Raw genomic sequence first — 17053 nt, forward strand, 5'->3', positions numbered from 1 at the left:
CCACGCAGAGCGTGAGAATGATCATCAGCGTGAGGCGTTACCACACAGGCGGTTCGATGCCTCGACGTGGGAACGATCAATCCAAAGACAAACGATCAGTTGCTGATCGCCAAAATACTCGCCTGATAAGACCCGACAAACACGTCGAAATCGCCCACCTCGTTCTGCTCAAGGTCAGCCTGTTGCGCCAGCGACGAACGCGCCAGTTCTTCAAACTTCGCTTGTTCCTCAGCCGCCAACGGCTCGCTGCGGAAGAACTCGGCATGGGCCTGACTCTGGCGCAGGGAGAATTGCGCGAAGCTTTCCTTGTGCGCGGCCATCGCCGCCAGCACCTGGGCCGAAGGCGTCAGGGACGAATCCTTGACCTTGGCCAGTTGCGCATCGAGTGCCTTGCTGTGGGCATCGCCGCCATGGCTTTGATCCAGCATCGCCGCCAGCGGAGCGATTTTTTCCAGCAGTTCGGCGGCCCATTCCTTCAGCTCGACCGGTTGGCCGTCGCGCTGCAATTGCAGGCCCGGACGGCGGCCTTCCTTGACCACGCTGAGGAAGTTGGAGGTGGCGTTGCCGCAGGAGTTATTGGTCAGCAGCGGGCTTTCGTTCAGCGCGCAGTACAGCAGGAACGCGTCGAGGAAGCGCGACTCGGTGAGGTCGATACCCATCGGCAGGAACGGGTTGATGTCCAGGCAGCGCACTTCGACGTACTGAATGCCACGGGCCATCAAGGCCTGGATCGGCCGCTCGCCGGTATAGGTCACGCGTTTCGGGCGGATGTTCGAGTAGTACTCGTTCTCGATCTGCAGGATGTTGGTGTTCAGTTGCACCCACTCGCCATCCTGATGCGTGCCGACTTCGACGTACGGCGCGTACGGCGTGGCCACCGCTTTGCGCAGGCTGTCGGTGTAGCTCGCCAGGTCGTTGTAGCAAGGGGTCAGGCCGGCCTGGGCGTTGCTCTGGTAACCGAGGTCGCTCATGCGCAGGCTGGTGGCGTAGGGCAGGTACAGGGTGTCCGGATCCAGCTGTTCCAACTGGTGCGCACGACCGCGCAGGAAACCGGCGTCCAGCGCCGGCGAAGCACCGAACAGGTACATCAGCAGCCAGCTGTAGCGGCGGAAGTTACGAATCAGCGCGATATAGGACGACGACTGGAAATCCCGGTCGGTGCCGACGAAGCCTTCGGCTTCTTTCAGCAACGGCCAGAGCTTTTCCGGCAGGGAGAAGTTGTAGTGAATCCCGGCAATGCACTGCATGGTCTTGCCGTAACGCAGGGCCAGACCCTTGCGGTAGACGTACTTGAGCTGACCGATGTTGGAGGTGCCGTAATAGGCGATCGGGATGTCTTCCTCGGCCGGCAACGGGCACGGCATCGATGGACTCCACAGGTACTCGTTGCCGAGCTTGCTGTAGGCGAAGCGATGAATCTTGTCCAGGCTCGCCAGGGTGTCGGCCGGGTCTGGCAGGGCGGGCGTGATGAACTCCAGCAGCGACTCGGAATAGTCGGTCGTGATCTGTTCGTTGGTCAGCGCGGAACCCAGGGCTTCAGGGTGCGGCGTTTGGGCCAGGCGGCCTTCGCCGGTCACGCGCAGGCATTCACGTTCGATACCGTGAAGGCACTGCTCAAGCAGAGAGAGGTTAGCGCGCTCGCCGAGCAGAGCCAGGCGGCGGTTGAGAAGTTCGCTCAATTTGGATTCCTTCACGCGTCAGTCGCCCCAATATGGGGGTGGGCAGGACGGTCTACAAGGGTGAAGTTGAAACTGGCGTTTTCGCCTGGTTTTCGGGTGGTTAAACCCATGTTGGAAACGCCGACTTCAATCCTTGAATCTGGCTGATACACGCGAAGAAAATGAGATCCCTGTGGGAGCGGGCTTACCCGCGAAAGCGGTGTGTCAGACAAGTTGATACTGGCTGATACGCCCCATTCGCGGGCAAGCCCGCTCCCACAGGAAACTCCGACGCTGCGATCACAGCGCCGAAATTAACTCAAAATGATGAACAACATCTACAGGACAGCGAACGTGCCTTGCGCTTTTGCGACCAGTTTGTCGCCCTGCATCACGTCGGCTTCGACCACCAGCGTGCGCCGGCCCGGGTGGATCACCCGCGCCGTGCACATTACCTCGCCTTCAGAGACGGCGCGGATGTAGTTGATCTTGCACTCGATGGTCGCGCTCTGCTGGTCGAAGCCGTGGGTGCTGGAACAGGCCAGCCCCATGGCGATGTCGACCAGACTGAACAGCGCGCCGCCGTGCAGCTTGCCGCCGCGGTTGCGCAGTTCGGGTTCCAGCGCCAGGGCGACTTGCGCCACCCCGGTTTCCAGACTGTGCAGGCGGCAGCCCAACAGTTTGAAAAACGCGCTCTCGACGAGCCCGGCCGGAATATCCATCAGCGTTTCTTCAACTGCTTGGCGTTGGCAAACAGCGACGCCATCGCGTTATTTACCGGAGCCGCCGGAGTGCTTTCCTTGCGCGGAGCCGAACCCTGCGACTGGCGTGGTGCCGAGCCCGGACGCGAACCACGGGCGCCGTCGATCTTCTCGCCCGGAGTGTCGCTCATGCGCATCGACAGGCCGACGCGTTTGCGCGGGATGTCGACTTCCATGACCTTCACTTTCACCACGTCACCAGCCTTCACCGCTTCGCGCGGATCCTTGATGAATTTCTCCGACAGCGCCGAAATGTGCACCAGACCGTCCTGATGCACGCCGATGTCGACGAACGCGCCGAACGCGGTCACGTTGGTCACCACGCCTTCGAGGATCATCCCCAGTTGCAGGTCCTTCAGGTCCTCGACGCCTTCCTGGAACTCGGCAGTCTTGAACTCCGGGCGCGGGTCGCGGCCCGGTTTTTCCAGTTCCTGCAGGATGTCGGTGACGGTTGGCAGACCGAAAGTCTCGTCGGTGAACTTCTTCGGATCCAGACGCTTGAGGAACGAGGCGTCGCCGATCAGCGAGCGAATGTCGCGGTCGGTTTCAGCGGCGATGCGCTGCACCAGCGGATAGGCTTCCGGGTGAACGGCCGAGGAATCCAGCGGGTTGTCGCCGTTCATCACACGCAGGAAGCCGGCGGCCTGTTCGAAGGTTTTCTCGCCCAGACGCGCGACTTTCTTCAGCGCGGCGCGGGTCTTGAACGCGCCGTGCTCGTCACGGTGAGTCACGATGTTCTGCGCCAGGGTTGCGTTGAGGCCGGAGATCCGCGCCAGCAGTGCCACGGAGGCGGTGTTCACGTCCACGCCCACGGCGTTCACGCAGTCCTCGACCACGGCGTCCAGACCGCGCGCCAGTTTCAGTTGCGACACGTCGTGCTGGTACTGGCCGACACCGATGGATTTCGGATCGATTTTCACCAGCTCGGCCAGTGGATCCTGCAGACGACGGGCGATCGACACGGCGCCACGGATCGACACGTCCAGATCCGGGAATTCCTTGGCTGCCAGCTCCGATGCCGAATACACCGATGCGCCGGCTTCGGAAACCATGACCTTGGTCATTTTCATCGCTGGGTATTTTTTGATCAGCTCGATTGCCAGCTTGTCGGTCTCACGGCTGGCGGTGCCGTTGCCGATGGCGATCAGGTCGACCGAATGCTTGGCGCACAGGGCGGCCAGAATCGCGATGGTCTGATCCCATTTGTTGTGCGGTACGTGCGGGTAAACCGTGGCGTGATCCAGCAGCTTGCCGGTGGAGTCGACCACCGCAACCTTGCAACCGGTACGCAGGCCCGGGTCGAGGCCCAGGGTGGCACGCGGGCCGGCCGGGGCGGCCAGCAGCAGGTCGTGCAGGTTGTGGGCGAACACGTTGATCGCTTCGGTTTCGGCGCCGTCGCGCAGCTCGCCGAGCAGGTCGGTTTCCAAGTGGGTGTAGAGCTTGACCTTCCAGGTCCAGCGCACCACTTCACCCAGCCATTTGTCGGCCGGCCGGTTCTGGTTCTGGATGCCGACGTGCTGGCCGATCATGCCTTCGCACGGGTGCAGGGTGCCCGGCAGCTCGTCGCCGACTTTCAGCGCGGAGCTGAGAATGCCTTCGTTGCGGCCACGGAAAATCGCCAGCGCGCGGTGCGACGGCATGCTTTTCAGCGGTTCGTCGTGTTCGAAGTAATCGCGGAATTTCGCGCCTTCCTCTTCCTTGCCGGCGATCACGCGGGCACTGAGGGTGGCTTCCTGCTTCAGGTAGGTGCGCAGTTTTTCGAGCAGGTTGGCGTCTTCGGCGAAGCGCTCCATGAGGATGTACTTGGCGCCTTCCAGCGCTGCCTTGGCGTCGGCCACGCCTTTTTCGGCGTCGACGAAGCGCGCGGCTTCGGCTTCCGGGGCCAGCGACGGGTCATTGAACAGACCGTCGGCCAGTTCGCCGAGGCCGGCTTCCAGGGCGATCTGGCCCTTAGTGCGGCGCTTCTGCTTGTACGGCAGGTACAAGTCTTCGAGGCGGGTCTTGGTGTCGGCGAGTTTGATTTCGCGCTCCAGCTCAGGGGTGAGTTTGCCCTGCTCCTGGATGCTGGAAAGAATGCTGATGCGCCGTTCGTCGAGTTCTCGCAGGTAGCGCAGACGCTCTTCCAGATGACGCAATTGGGTGTCATCGAGGCTGCCGGTCACTTCTTTCCGGTAACGGGCGATGAAGGGAACGGTAGAGCCTTCATCGAGTAGCGCGACGGCCGCTTCGACCTGTTGTGGGCGTACGCCGAGTTCCTCGGCGATGCGGCTGTTGATGCTGTCCATAAAACCACCTGACAAATTGTGAAAGCAGGCTCGCAGGCGCGTAAATGAAGGCCCGGAGTCTGGTGGGGCGGCTTGATGCTGGCCGCTGCCTGGGTCAAAAGGCATCCCATTGACCCGTGAAATCGAACAATTACTGCGGCGCCCATGAAAATAAAGGACGGCCACCTGCGGTAACGATTCAGACGTTGCCTGACACAAAAGGCCGCGCATTATAACCAGCGTTCTGTCATTCGGGGGCGAAGCAGTCTGTAGGCACAAGCCCCGGTTTTCTGGCAGTGAAGGAAAAATCTGCTAACAATGCACACGGTGCGTATAACGGCAGCTACGCCATAATGCGCGCCGAGCTAAAAGGAGCATCCAATGAGCAGCACTGCACAAACTGCTGAAGGCGAAAAAATTCTCATCGTTGACGACGATCCGGGGCTGAGCAGCCTGCTGGAACGCTTTTTCGTCAGCAAGGGCTACCGTGCCCGCGCCGTACCGAATACCGAGCAGATGGATCGTCTGCTGTCGCGTGAAGTGTTCAACCTGGTCGTCCTCGACCTGATGCTGCCGGGCGAAGACGGCCTGACCGCTTGCCGCCGCCTGCGTGGCGCGAACAATCAGATTCCGATCATCATGCTCACCGCCAAGGGCGACGAGCTGAGCCGTATCAAGGGCCTGGAACTGGGCGCCGACGATTACCTGGCCAAGCCATTCAACCCGGACGAGCTGATGGCTCGCGTCAAAGCCGTGTTGCGCCGTCAGGCCGCGCCGGTGCCGGGCGCGCCGGGCAGTGAAGAAGAAAACGTCACGTTCGGCGACTACGTGCTGTCCCTGGCCACCCGCGAACTCAAACGCGGCGACGAAGTGCACATGCTCACCACCGGTGAGTTTGCGGTGCTCAAGGCCCTGGTGATGAACGCCCGTCAGCCGCTGACCCGCGACAAGCTGATGAACCTGGCCCGTGGCCGTGAGTGGGATGCCCTTGAGCGTTCCATCGACGTGCAGATTTCCCGTCTGCGCCGGATGATCGAACCCGATCCGTCCAAGCCGCGCTACATCCAGACCGTCTGGGGTGTCGGCTACGTGTTCGTGCCGGATGGCAACTCCACCAAGTGATGGGTGATTTGTAGGAGCGGGTCTGCGGGAAACGGTCGGAAACGCCGTCCGCGCAGACTCGCAATCCGCAATATGCGAGCATTGCTCGCTCCTGCAAGTGTGTAGCGGTTATCCATGAAAACCCCCGTCTGGTTCCCCCAAAGTTTCTTCTCCCGCACCCTGTGGCTGGTGCTCATCGTCGTATTGTTTTCCAAGGCATTGACCCTGGTTTATCTGTTGATGAACGAGGACGTGCTGGTGGATCGGCAATACAGCCACGGCGTCGCCCTGACGCTGCGCGCCTACTGGGCCGCCGACGAAGAGAACCGCGCGAAAATCGCCGATGCCGCCACGCTGATCCGGGTGGTCGGCGCCGGTGTGCCGGAAGGCGAACAGCACTGGCCGTACAGTGAAATCTACCAGCGGCAGATGCAGGCGGAACTGGGTGCCGACACCGAAGTGCGCTTGCGCATGCACTCGCCGCCGGCCTTGTGGGTTCGCGCGCCGAGCCTCGGTGATGGCTGGTTGAAAGTGCCGTTGTACCCGCACCCGTTGCGTGGCCAGAAAATCTGGAACGTGCTCGGCTGGTTCCTGGCGATCGGCCTGCTGTCCACGGCGTCTGCGTGGATTTTCGTCAGCCAGCTTAACCAGCCACTGAAGCGTCTGGTTTATGCCGCCCGGCAACTCGGCCAGGGCCGCAGCGTGCGCCTGCCGATCAGCGACACCCCCAGCGAAATGGCCGAGGTTTATCGCGCCTTCAACCAGATGGCCGAAGACGTCGAGCAGGCCGGTCGCGAGCGTGAGCTGATGCTGGCGGGGGTATCCCATGACTTGCGGACCCCGCTGACCCGTCTGCGGCTGTCACTGGAGTTGATGGGCGACCGCACCGACCTGACCGACGACATGGTGCGCGACATCGAAGACATGGACGCGATCCTCGACCAGTTCCTCGCCTTCATTCGCGATGGTCGGGACGAGTCGGTGGAGGAGGTGGACCTCAGCGATCTGGTGCGTGAAGTGGCGGCGCCCTATAACCAGACCGAAGAGAAAGTGCGCCTGCGCCTGGAACCGATCCAGCCGTTCCCGCTGCGTCGGGTGTCGATGAAGCGTCTGCTGAACAACCTGATTGGCAACGCGCTGAATCATGCCGGCGGCAGTGTGGACGTCGCGGCCTATGTGTCCGGTGACACCAGCGCGCCATACGTGGTGCTGAGCGTGATGGACCGTGGGGCGGGGATCGATCCTTCCGAACTTGAGGCGATCTTCAACCCGTTCACCCGTGGCGATCGTGCCCGGGGCGGGAAGGGCACCGGGCTGGGACTGGCGATTGTGAAGCGGATTGCTTCGATGCACGGCGGCAATGTCGAACTGCGCAACCGCTCCGGTGGCGGACTGGAAGCACGGGTTCGGTTACCGCTGGGATTGATGCTGCCGCGAGACGCGGTTTAAGTTTCAGGCGGCCTTGCGGCCGCCTGATTCAAGGTTCAACCCTTGCCTTTTGTGCGGGTCATGTTCGGCCCGCCATTCTTCTCGAGATGCTCGATGATGATCCCCGCCACGTTCTTGCCCGTGGTGGTTTCGATGCCTTCCAGACCCGGTGACGAGTTCACTTCCATCACCAGCGGCCCGTGGTTGGAGCGCAGGATATCCACACCCGCCACCGACAGCCCCATGACCTTGGCTGCACGCAGCGCAGTCATGCGTTCTTCCGGGGTGATCTTGATCAGGCTGGCACTGCCGCCCCGGTGCAGATTGGAGCGGAACTCGCCGGGCTTGGCCTGACGTTTCATCGCCGCGATCACCTTGTCGCCGACCACGAAGCAGCGGATGTCGGCGCCGCCGGCCTCCTTGATGTATTCCTGCACCATGATGTTCTGCTTCAGGCCCATGAACGCCTCGATCACCGACTCCGCCGCCGTCGCGGTTTCGCACAGCACCACGCCGATGCCCTGTGTGCCTTCCAGCACCTTGATCACCAGCGGCGCGCCGTTGACCATGTCGATCAAGTCGGGAATATCGTCCGGCGAGTGGGCGAAGCCGGTCACCGGCAAACCGATGCCCCGGCGTGACAGTAACTGCAACGAACGCAGCTTGTCCCGCGAGCGGGCGATGGCCACCGATTCGTTGAGCGGAAACACGCCCATCATTTCAAACTGACGCAACACTGCGCAGCCATAAAACGTCACCGACGCGCCGATCCGCGGGATCACTGCATCGAAACCCTCCAGCGGCTTGCCGCGGTAGTGGATCTGCGGCTTGTGGCTGGCAATGTTCATATAGGCGCGCAAGGTGTCGATCACCACCATTTCATGCCCGCGTTCGGTTCCGGCTTCGACCAGACGGCGGGTGGAATACAGACGCGGGTTCCGCGACAGCACAGCGATCTTCATGCAACACCTGTGGAGGAGGTAGATACCGGGAACACCGGCTTGTCTTGTACATATTTGATGCCCGGATTGACCACCAGCTGGCCGTCGATCAGGGCTTTGGAACCGAGCAACAGGCGATAGCGCATGGACTTGCGGCAGGCGAGGGTGAACTCGATCGGCCAAACCCGGTCACCCAGGGCCAGGGTGGTGCTGATCACGTAGCGCACCTGGGCCTGACCGTTCGAACTCTTGATGGTCTTGCGGGCGACCAGTGGCGCTTCGCATCGCCGATGGCGTAACTGCACGACGGTGCCCAGGTGCGCGGTGAAGCGCACCCACTTCTCGCCGTCACGTTCGAACGGCTCGATGTCGGTGGCATGCAGGCTGGAGGTGCTGGCGCCGGTGTCGATTTTTGCCCGAAGGCCAGCGACTCCCAGATCCGGAAGCGCCACCCACTCGCGCAGACCGATAACGGTCAAATGGTCAAATGTCTTCAATGGAAAAAACCAACGATTAACGCGTCCACGCTTCAGGGGACACCTGGGCTAACGCTTTGAATGCGGGTCTGGCGAACCAGTAACCCTGCATCAGAAATATTCCGCAGTCCGCCAGGAAATCCCGCTCCCCCGCACTCTCTATGCCTTCGGCGATGACTGTAACGTCCAACTCCGCACAGATTGTGACAATCCCCCGAACGATAGCCTGACGAACACGGTCACGGTCGATATCGCGGATCAGCGCCATATCGAGCTTGATCAAGTCCGGTTGGAAATCGGCCAGCAGATTGAGCCCCGAATAGCCGGCACCGAAATCGTCGATGGCCGTCTTGAAGCCGAATTCGCGGTATTCACGCAGAATATTGGTCAAATGGCGATAGTTATCTACGTGCTCGCTTTCCAGTGTTTCGAAAATCAGCCGGTCGATCGGGAAATTGTGTTTTCTGGCAGCCTCCAGGGTGCTGCGAATGCATAACTCTGGACGATAGACGGCGTTGGGCATGAAGTTGATCGACAAGTGTGTCTGCATATTAAGCTCGGCTGCGCCTTCGATGGCCCGAGTCCGGCAGAGCTGGTCGAAACGGTAGCGGTTATCTTCTGTAACCTGATCCAACACCGTTAAAGCGCCTTCACCGGCCGCCCCACGAACCAGTGCCTCATAGGCGTACACCGATTCGTCACGCAGATCCACGATGGGCTGATAAGCGAACGAAAAATCGAAGCCCAGCGGCTCGCTTTGCTGGCAGCCCAGGCACCCGGATTTGGGCGAGGTCAATGAAGACGGAAATTTGGTCACTCGATCACTCCATGCCGTTGAACCGGCGAAGATCACAGTTTATCTGGAGGGCCGGATTCTTGCGCCCGACAGAATCGGTAGTACAGTTCCGACTACTGGCTGAACGAGGAATTCATATGGCGCAAAAACAGGAAGAGGACGACAAGGTCCGTCTCGACAAGTGGCTGTGGGCCGCGCGTTTTTTCAAGACTCGCGCTTTGGCCAAGGCTGCCATCGAGAGCGGCAAGGTGCATTGTCGGGGAGAGCGCTGCAAGCCTGGCAAAGAGCCACGCATTGGCGATGAGTTCGAGATTCGCACCGGCTTCGATGAGAAGACCGTTGTGGTTCAGGCCCTGTCGATCGTGCGTCGCGGTGCACCTGAGGCGCAGACGCTGTATGCCGAGACCGAGGCGAGTATTGCCAAACGTGAAGCGGCTGCGGCGATGCGCAAGGCGGGCGCCTTGGGCGTGACCACCGACGGCAAACCGAGCAAGAAGCAGCGCCGGGATCTGTTTAAATTTCGTGGGAACAGTAGCGGCGAATAAAAAAACGCAGCCTGCCGGCCTGGGTTCAAGACCCGCCGGCGGCTGCGTTTTTTTCAGTCACCGTTGATTACTGCGCGGACACCACACTCATCCGCGAAACCATCGGCAGTTTGCCCAGCAGCCGGAAAACCGGCGCCGTGACCTTCAGCCAGAAATTCGCCGCGTGATAAGCAAACGGCGTGTAGTAACCCCAGCCCAGTGCCCACACCGCCAACAGCATGCCGCCGATGTAATCGTCCTGGCCCCAATGTGCACCAGCGACCAGGCGCGGCAACATGAACAGCAGTGCCAGGCCCCAGATCACCAGGAACTGGCCGACCGTGCGACTGAACACGCCCATGAACAGTGCCCAGATCAGCAGCACCGAAGCGTGGTCACCGGGGAAGCTCTGACTCGAGCGGTCCTTCAGTTCCCAGGTCTTCTCCAGGTGCGGGAAGTAATCGCTGATGTGCACTGCGCCTTCGAGCACCATCGACGGGCTGCTGTGCTGCCAGCCCATGTGATCGGCGAACTTGGAAAACAGCGCGCGGATCACCACCATCAGCAGCAGGATCGAAAAAAATCCGAAAAAGGCGCGACGCACGTCAATCGCCCTGAACACCCAGTCGCCCTTGATCAGCAGCGTCAGCAGAATCAGGCCGACGACGATGTCGAACGGTCGCAGACTTGCAATTGCCCAGATGTGGAGCCATATGGGGTTGCTGGCCAGCGGTGCATTGAGTGTGCGGAACAGCCACTCGTCGAAAATCACACACAGCATCTGACCCGTAGGCCATAACCAGAAAGCCAGTAGTGCCAATGGCACGATGTTGCACAGAACCAGCCGGCCGAGGTTCCACCTTGATTGGAACAAACCCGGATTGTTCATAAAATGCCTCCCGTGGCTGAACATCGGCATCAAAAAGGATGCCAGAAGCGCGGGATTTTCATTCTTTGTAACCATTTTGTCATCACATTCAGATACCCAGACCTATGACCGATTTCCTCGATACCGATTACACCCAACGCTTCATCTTCGATGACAGCGACACGCGCGGCGAACTGGTGTCGCTGGAGCGCAGCTATGCCGAAGTGCTCGCCAAGCACCCGTACCCGGAACCGGTTGCGCAATTGCTGGGCGAACTGATGGCGGCCGCGTCGTTGCTGGTGGGCACCCTGAAATTCGATGGCTTGTTGATTCTTCAGGCCCGCTCCGAAGGCCCGATCCCGCTGCTGATGATCGAATGCTCCAGCGAGCGAGAAATCCGTGGCCTGGCGCGCTATCACGCCGAGCAGATTCCGGCCGATGCGACCCTCGGCGACCTGATGCCGAACGGTGTCCTGGCCTTGACTGTCGACCCGATCGCCGGCCAGCGTTATCAGGGCATCGTCGACCTCGACGGCGAAACCCTGTCCGACTGCTTCACCAACTATTTCGTCATGTCCCAGCAGGTCGGCACTCGCTTCAAGCTGTGCGCCGATGGCCGTCGTGCCCGTGGTCTGTTGCTGCAGCAACTGCCGGCCGATCGCCTGAAAGACGAAGAAGAACGCGCCGCCAGCTGGCAGCACATCACCGCGCTGGGCAACACCCTGACCGCTGATGAACTGTTGAGCCTGGACAACGAAACGGTTCTGCATCGCCTCTACCATGAAGAGCAGGTTCGTCTGTTCGATGTGCAGAAACTGCGCTTCCACTGCAGCTGCTCCCGCGAGCGTTCGGGCAATGCCCTGGTCAGCCTGGGTCTGGAAGATGCGCAGGCACTCGTGGCCGAGCAAGGTGGAAAAGTCGAGATCGATTGCCAGTTCTGCAACCAGCGCTACCTGTTCGATGCGGCAGATATCGCTCAATTGTTCGCTGGCGCGGGCGTCGAGACGCCGTCAGATACCCGGCACTAAAACGGTTCAGCGCAGGTAAATTCACTGCTCAACGACGGAATAACGCCGTTACGACGGGAGGGCCCTACTCTTTTTGGGCTTTTCTGGCATAATCCGGCCCACTTTTTTCGCGGTAGTAGTGCACGACTTTCTACTACAAAACGTTTGGAGCACACTCGGCCACTGGCCGACGGGGAACCTCATGACGCAAGCCAATAACGCCGTGTACACCGATCTGAGTGTTGATGATCTGGTAAAAGAAGCCCTGAACCGCGGTGAAGGCGAGCTTGCCGATACCGGCGCTCTGGTTGTTCGCACCGGTCACCGCACCGGCCGTTCGCCAGTCGACCGTTTCATCGTTGAAGAGCCTTCCACCCAGGCTGCAATCGCCTGGGGCCCGATCAACCGCAAGTTCCCGGCCGACAAGTTCGACGCGCTGTGGGCTCGTGTTGAAGCATTCAACAACGCGCAAGAGCATTTCGTTTCCCACGTGCATGTAGGCGCGGCCGAAGATCACTACCTGGCCGTGAAGATGACCACCCAGACTGCCTGGCAGAACCTGTTCGGTCGTTGCCTGTTCATCAACCCGGCTCAGTACAACCCGGCCGGTCGCGAAGAGTGGCAAGTGCTGAACGTCGCCAACTTCGAGTGCGTGCCTGAGCGTGACGGCACCAACTCCGACGGTTGCGTGATCATCAACTTCGCCCAGAAGAAAGTGCTGATCGCCGGCATGCGTTACGCCGGTGAAATGAAGAAAGCCATGTTCTCCGTGCAGAACTTCCTGCTGCCGGCCGCTGACGTACTGCCAATGCACTGCGCTGCCAACATCGGCGAAGAAGGCGACGTAACCCTGTTCTTCGGTCTGTCGGGCACCGGCAAGACCACCCTGTCCGCCGACGAAAGCCGTTACCTGATCGGTGACGACGAACACGGCTGGGGCGAAGGCGTTGTCTTCAACATCGAAGGCGGCTGCTACGCCAAGTGCATCGACTTGTCCGAGAAGAACGAGCCGGTCATCTGGAAAGCCATCAAGCACGGCGCGGTGCTGGAAAACGTCGTGATCGACGACGCCAAGCACGCCGACTACGCCGATGTCAGCCTGACCCAGAACAGCCGCGCGGCCTACCCGCTGGAGCACGTTGCCAAGCGTTCCGAGAAGAACCTGGGCGGCGAGCCAAACGCTGTGATCTTCCTGACCTGCGACCTGACCGGCGTCCTGCCGCCAGTGTCGATCCTCAACGAAGAACAAGCGGCCTACCACTTCCTGTCCGGCTACACCGCTCTGGTGGGCTCGACTGAAATGGGTTCGGGCAGCGGCATCAAGTCGACCTTCTCCACCTGCTTCGGCGCACCGTTCTTCCCGCGTCCGGCCGGCGAATACGCTGAACTGCTGATCAAGCGCATCCGCGGTTTCGGCTCCAAGGTCTACCTGGTCAACACCGGCTGGACCGGCGGCGGCTACGGCGTCGGCAAACGCTTCAACATCCCGACCACCCGCGCGGTGATCGCAGCGATCCAGAGCGGCGCGCTGATCGGTGCAGCCACCGAGCACCTGGACACCATCAACCTGGACGTGCCACTGGCCGTACCGGGCGTCGAAACCAACCTGCTCAACCCACGCAACACCTGGGCTGACAAGGCTGCGTACGACGAAGCTGCCAAAGCACTGGCCGGTCTGTTCATCGAGAACTTCAAGAAGTTCGAAGTGAGCGACGCGATCAAGGCTGCCGGGCCTAAGTTGTAAGACTTAGTTTTGGTGAATGAAAAAGCCGCCTCTTGAGGGCGGCTTTTTTGTGGGTGACGGGTTGGATTTCATTGTCAGATCAACTGCCATTATTCCCGCACAATCCGCGTTAAACAGCCAGAATAATGCTACTTAAGGAGCCGCGAATCCCCTGAGCATTTTCTCTCCAGCCATCATGGCCATTGCCGTCTGGTATGCAGCACTCGTAGTACTTCCACAACGTCAACTTTGATTGCGTAGATGATGACGTAGTTTGGAGTGACGACGATTTCGCGGGTACCTTCCGCGATACCTTTTCGGTACAGGGCTGGGTGCTGGCGAGCGCTTTCTCCTTTCAGTTCGAAGGCCTCATCGAGTTCAATCGCTGCAACGGGATTTTCCTGGCTGATACGCTCCATGATGTTGTCTCGGTCATCCAGCGCTTCTTGGCGCCAGACCAACCTCATCAACGTGCTCGCTGACGCAGGGCATCCCGTTTGGCGGCAAATATCCTGCGAGCGTCTTCATCGCTGACGCTGGGTCTTGGGTCATCAATGCTGATTTGTACCTGTTGCTTGACCCATTCTTCATACGCAGCTGCTTCATGAGCTTGTTTCATCGCTTCGGCGCGATCAGGGCGAGCATAGGTTTTTATCTGTAGGGGGTCGTAACTGGAGGCGTCCACATCGAAGTGATTGATGCCCACTCCTTGCAGGTAGGTCACCAGTGTTTCAAGCCGCTTGAACAGACGTACCTGGCCACTGCGTTGTGCGGTCAGTGAGTATTCTTTGCTTCCTTGCTGAATCTGAATCGACCAGCCACCGGGTTTGGCGACGATATGTGCGCTACTGATCGAACCGTTCTCAAACAGCCGCGTGAGAGTGCTGTGATCAATGGTTTCAGTGGTCATGAAGGCAAGCCCTTGGTTGAACAATGGCTCCCATCGTACGCAATCAATAATAGTTTGCAAAATTCTGATCCTTAAGTTTCGCGCCGGAGATGTCAGCGTCAGTGTTCGAGATAGGGGCAGGCAGTTCTAGCTGTGAACACGCCTGCCGAGGAATTCGTCAGGCCGGCGCTTTCCAGTTGAGCATTCGTTGCTGGGCGACCTGGAGCAGGTCATAGCCGTCTTTGGTGAGAAGGTAGAGCGCGTGTGTGATGTGCGGGATGTCTTCTACGTCGGCGTGTTTGAAGCAGAGGCAGTAGAGGGTTTGCAGCAGGTCGCTTGAGGCGCGCAGGCGCTGGACGGCGCATTCGAGGATGTCTTGCGGGTTGGCTTCGGTGTCGATGACGAGGGGCTTGGTGTCGGTGAGGTTGGAGTCGAGTGGGCGGTAGCGATCGGAGTGGAGCTCGTTCCATGATTTCATTTTTTAGATCCTCAATTGCTTCGAATGAAGCCACCACATCGTGACCAAGCGACTGGAGGCGACTGTGTTCGGGTTGGTCAACCGGTGAGGATCATGCACATACCCGGCACGCTCGAAAGCGTCCCAAACACAGCCACCATAACGCTGCTGGCAATTGAGTGCCGGCAGCATACAGCGGACGCGAATGCATGATCCATTCGGGTGACCAAGCCCGAGTCGCTGAATTGGCAGCGACAGTCACAACTATAGGTTTCAGCCCACTGGCGCCGATAGAAGACAAGGCGCCGCTGCGTGTAGGAACGGGATGCAGATTCCGGCAGGCTGTTCCTACAGTTCAATCACGGTTTTCAACGAATCGCCCGATACCCCTCAACATCCAGCACACTCGTGGTCAGCCCGGTCGCCGGGCTGTAGATCGTGCCTTTCACCGTCGAAAACGGAACGCCTTTGCTGCCCAGCGAAACGTAGCGCTCGCCTTGATCCAGTTCGGTGAACCAGGTGTAGGAGCACTTCTCCATGGCCTTGTATTTCGCTGCCGCGTTGACGATGGTGGCGGCATGGTTGCGCAGGTCGGCGTCGGTGAGGTTGAGGTTTTTGTCGAGTACGGTGCCCCAGCGTTTCAGGCAGACCTCGGCAAAGTGGCGGACGATGAGGCCGGGTTCGGCCAGCACTTTTGGACCACTGTTGCCGTCGGCGGAGGCGTTGCCGACCAGGGTGGCGTGACGGCCGGGCATGGGGAAGATGCTGGTCTTGGTGCCGGTCGCGGTTTGCGGGATGACGCAACTGAAGCCCTTGGAGCGCTCATCCCGTGCATAGAAACCCACATATTCTTTTACGTTGGCGTTGAGCTTTACCCGTTGTTCCTGAAAGTTGCCAATACCTGGTACCGGGTCGATGGCAAAGATATTCACTGGGATGTTTTTCAGTGCACTGTCGTTGAACATGGCATTGGCCAGCATATGGCAACTGATGCCGCCGCGGCTCCAGCCCACCAGATTGACTTTTGTTGGAATAACACCGTCCTTGCGAAAGGTTTTAATAATCTGTTCCTGTAACTTCTGTTGCGTGACGCTGCGATCGCCATAGTTATATTTACGCCACAGCCAGGAACCTTCGACTTTTACATCTTCAATCGGGATGCCAGCGGCTTTGAGGCGGTTGTATTCCGCTTCGGTCAGTTGCTCGCGCTGCCAGTCGCACTTGCCTTTGATGATGTTCATCGCGTGCAGGACGTTTTCCTCCCAGCCCTTGCCGAACAAGGTCCCGCTGAGGCCGTAGTCCTTGGATTGGGTGAACAGTTCATCGGCTTGCAGGTTGCTGGTGCCGGGGCCATCGACCACGATCCATTCGGCGAACTCGCGACCGACGTGATGAGAGGCAAGTGTGGAAACCAATTCACCGTCCCAATAGTTTTCGTGGGCGTTATCAAACTTTGTCGAACCTGTACCGCAAAAGAAAATAGTCAGCGTAGTCATGTTGTTGCTCTTGATTGATGTAAGAGCAAACAGGCTAGTTCCAATCTTTGTTGTAATGGAAGTGATGGGTTGTTGCGAACTTTGTAAGTTGGTCAGCTGGCTTTAACTATTTATTTGCTGTCTGGCAACTTCCAGCAAGTCACAGCCGTCCTGCGTCAACAAATAAAGCGCATTGACGATGTTGGGGATATCTTTCACATCGGCCTGTTTGAAACACAAACAGTAAAGAGTTTCCAGCAGATCACTGGCGGCACGCAGGCGTTGATCGGCGGCATTGAGCAGGTCACCCGGTGCAGCTGCGGTGTCGATGACCATTACCGGGTTGTCGCCGTTGCAGGTCTTGAGAGGGCGAAAACGAGTATTCAGCGGTGTGAACATGTTCATGGTTGAGGCGTGTCCTTTACGAAGTCGCTTCGGCGGGCCGACACAGTGTTTTCAGTCGCGCCGGCCACTATAGAAGGGCGCCGTCGAGTGGGACAAGACAGCCACAATGGACAGAATTCGTAGGGGTTTTTCCGGGGTACGGGCATTTGCCCTACGCGTTTTTGCGGCTTTTTCACAGCCAAACCCTGATGGGCGAAATTTCCTACGTGTTTGTCGGGCGATTCCCGTTAAACATCTGTATGGTGCGCGCCAGAATCCGTGGGGTGTTTCCAAACGTCCG

Annotated in this window: 17 protein-coding genes; 5 read left to right on the plus strand and 12 right to left on the minus strand. The window is 59.4% G+C overall.

Translation table 11 applies throughout. The features are described from left to right. Window positions 1–95 precede the first annotated feature (95 nt). From gshA to ABTV87_RS01305, 3 genes are all read right to left on the minus strand, one after another. Window positions 96–1679: a glutamate--cysteine ligase gene (gshA, locus tag ABTV87_RS01295; RefSeq protein WP_085608612.1), complete on the minus strand. Its 1584-nt coding sequence runs from the start codon at window positions 1677–1679 to the stop codon at window positions 96–98. Between the two features lie 317 nt (window positions 1680–1996). Beyond that, window positions 1997–2380, minus strand: coding sequence for a PaaI family thioesterase (locus ABTV87_RS01300; RefSeq protein WP_007952699.1), 384 nt, complete (start codon window positions 2378–2380; stop codon window positions 1997–1999). Beyond that, the gene (locus ABTV87_RS01305; RefSeq protein ID WP_433898884.1) at window positions 2380–4704 is read right to left on the minus strand and encodes a Tex family protein; all 2325 of its coding nucleotides are present in this window, start codon (window positions 4702–4704) and stop codon (window positions 2380–2382) included. Before ABTV87_RS01305 ends, ABTV87_RS01300 begins: the two co-directional genes overlap by 1 nt. 360 nt (window positions 4705–5064) lie before the next feature. Here ABTV87_RS01305 and ompR point away from each other — a divergent pair, with 360 nt between their 5' ends. Next, on the plus strand, window positions 5065–5805 hold the full coding sequence (gene ompR / locus ABTV87_RS01310; protein ID WP_007952694.1) for an osmolarity response regulator transcription factor OmpR: 741 nt from the start codon (window positions 5065–5067) through the stop codon (window positions 5803–5805). Window positions 5806–5919: 114 nt separating this feature from the next. Beyond that, entirely contained in the window at window positions 5920–7233 is a 1314-nt protein-coding gene (locus tag ABTV87_RS01315; protein ID WP_007952691.1) for an ATP-binding protein, read from the plus strand. A gap of 35 nt (window positions 7234–7268) precedes the next feature. Here ABTV87_RS01315 and rimK read toward each other — a convergent pair whose 3' ends face one another. The 3 genes from rimK to ABTV87_RS01330 all read right to left on the minus strand — a co-directional run bounded on the left by rimK (window position 7269) and on the right by ABTV87_RS01330 (window position 9446). Further along, window positions 7269–8174, minus strand: a complete 906-nt coding sequence (rimK, locus tag ABTV87_RS01320; RefSeq protein WP_007952690.1) for a 30S ribosomal protein S6--L-glutamate ligase — start codon at window positions 8172–8174, stop codon at window positions 7269–7271. Then, complete coding sequence (locus tag ABTV87_RS01325; RefSeq protein ID WP_230737646.1) at window positions 8171–8590, minus strand: ATP-dependent zinc protease family protein; 420 nt, start codon at window positions 8588–8590, stop codon at window positions 8171–8173. Before ABTV87_RS01325 ends, rimK begins: the two co-directional genes overlap by 4 nt. 76 nt (window positions 8591–8666) lie before the next feature. Beyond that, window positions 8667–9446 (minus strand): EAL domain-containing protein, encoded by a 780-nt coding sequence (locus tag ABTV87_RS01330; protein WP_007952688.1) that lies wholly within the window; start codon window positions 9444–9446, stop codon window positions 8667–8669. Between the two features lie 116 nt (window positions 9447–9562). Here ABTV87_RS01330 and ABTV87_RS01335 point away from each other — a divergent pair, with 116 nt between their 5' ends. Continuing rightward, window positions 9563–9970, plus strand: coding sequence for an RNA-binding S4 domain-containing protein (locus tag ABTV87_RS01335; protein ID WP_007952687.1), 408 nt, complete (start codon window positions 9563–9565; stop codon window positions 9968–9970). Between the two features lie 67 nt (window positions 9971–10037). Here ABTV87_RS01335 and ABTV87_RS01340 read toward each other — a convergent pair whose 3' ends face one another. After that, the gene (locus tag ABTV87_RS01340; RefSeq protein ID WP_007952685.1) at window positions 10038–10838 is read right to left on the minus strand and encodes a phosphatase PAP2 family protein; all 801 of its coding nucleotides are present in this window, start codon (window positions 10836–10838) and stop codon (window positions 10038–10040) included. Between the two features lie 104 nt (window positions 10839–10942). Between ABTV87_RS01340 and hslO the strand changes: the two genes are divergently transcribed. Both hslO and ABTV87_RS01350 read left to right on the plus strand, forming a co-directional pair. Beyond that, complete coding sequence (hslO, locus tag ABTV87_RS01345) at window positions 10943–11845, plus strand: Hsp33 family molecular chaperone HslO (RefSeq protein WP_085608616.1); 903 nt, start codon at window positions 10943–10945, stop codon at window positions 11843–11845. Window positions 11846–12026: 181 nt separating this feature from the next. Continuing rightward, the gene (locus tag ABTV87_RS01350) at window positions 12027–13568 is read left to right on the plus strand and encodes a phosphoenolpyruvate carboxykinase (RefSeq protein ID WP_007952682.1); all 1542 of its coding nucleotides are present in this window, start codon (window positions 12027–12029) and stop codon (window positions 13566–13568) included. Between the two features lie 173 nt (window positions 13569–13741). Here the strand turns inward: ABTV87_RS01350 and ABTV87_RS01355 are convergent, their stop codons facing one another. The 5 genes from ABTV87_RS01355 to ABTV87_RS01375 form a co-directional block, all read right to left on the minus strand. Next, window positions 13742–14014, minus strand: coding sequence for a type II toxin-antitoxin system RelE/ParE family toxin (locus ABTV87_RS01355; protein WP_085608617.1), 273 nt, complete (start codon window positions 14012–14014; stop codon window positions 13742–13744). Further along, the gene (locus tag ABTV87_RS01360; protein ID WP_039764743.1) at window positions 14014–14457 is read right to left on the minus strand and encodes a hypothetical protein; all 444 of its coding nucleotides are present in this window, start codon (window positions 14455–14457) and stop codon (window positions 14014–14016) included. The genes ABTV87_RS01355 and ABTV87_RS01360 overlap by 1 nt, the downstream gene beginning before the upstream one ends. A 157-nt stretch (window positions 14458–14614) precedes the next feature. Beyond that, window positions 14615–14914 carry a hypothetical protein gene (locus ABTV87_RS01365; RefSeq protein ID WP_007952679.1) on the minus strand — a complete coding sequence of 100 codons (300 nt, stop codon included), beginning with the start codon at window positions 14912–14914 and terminating at the stop codon, window positions 14615–14617. A 347-nt stretch (window positions 14915–15261) separates the two neighbouring features. After that, a complete protein-coding gene (locus ABTV87_RS01370) occupies window positions 15262–16389 on the minus strand; it encodes a hypothetical protein (RefSeq protein WP_433898885.1) in 1128 nt (375 codons plus the stop codon). A 102-nt stretch (window positions 16390–16491) separates the two neighbouring features. Further along, the gene (locus ABTV87_RS01375) at window positions 16492–16773 is read right to left on the minus strand and encodes a hypothetical protein (protein ID WP_085608619.1); all 282 of its coding nucleotides are present in this window, start codon (window positions 16771–16773) and stop codon (window positions 16492–16494) included. Between the last annotated feature and the right edge of the window lie 280 nt (window positions 16774–17053).

Origin of the sequence: Pseudomonas sp. PSE1(2024), from assembly GCF_050990555.1 — a bacterium.
Lineage (GTDB): Bacteria > Pseudomonadota > Gammaproteobacteria > Pseudomonadales > Pseudomonadaceae > Aquipseudomonas > Aquipseudomonas aphyarum.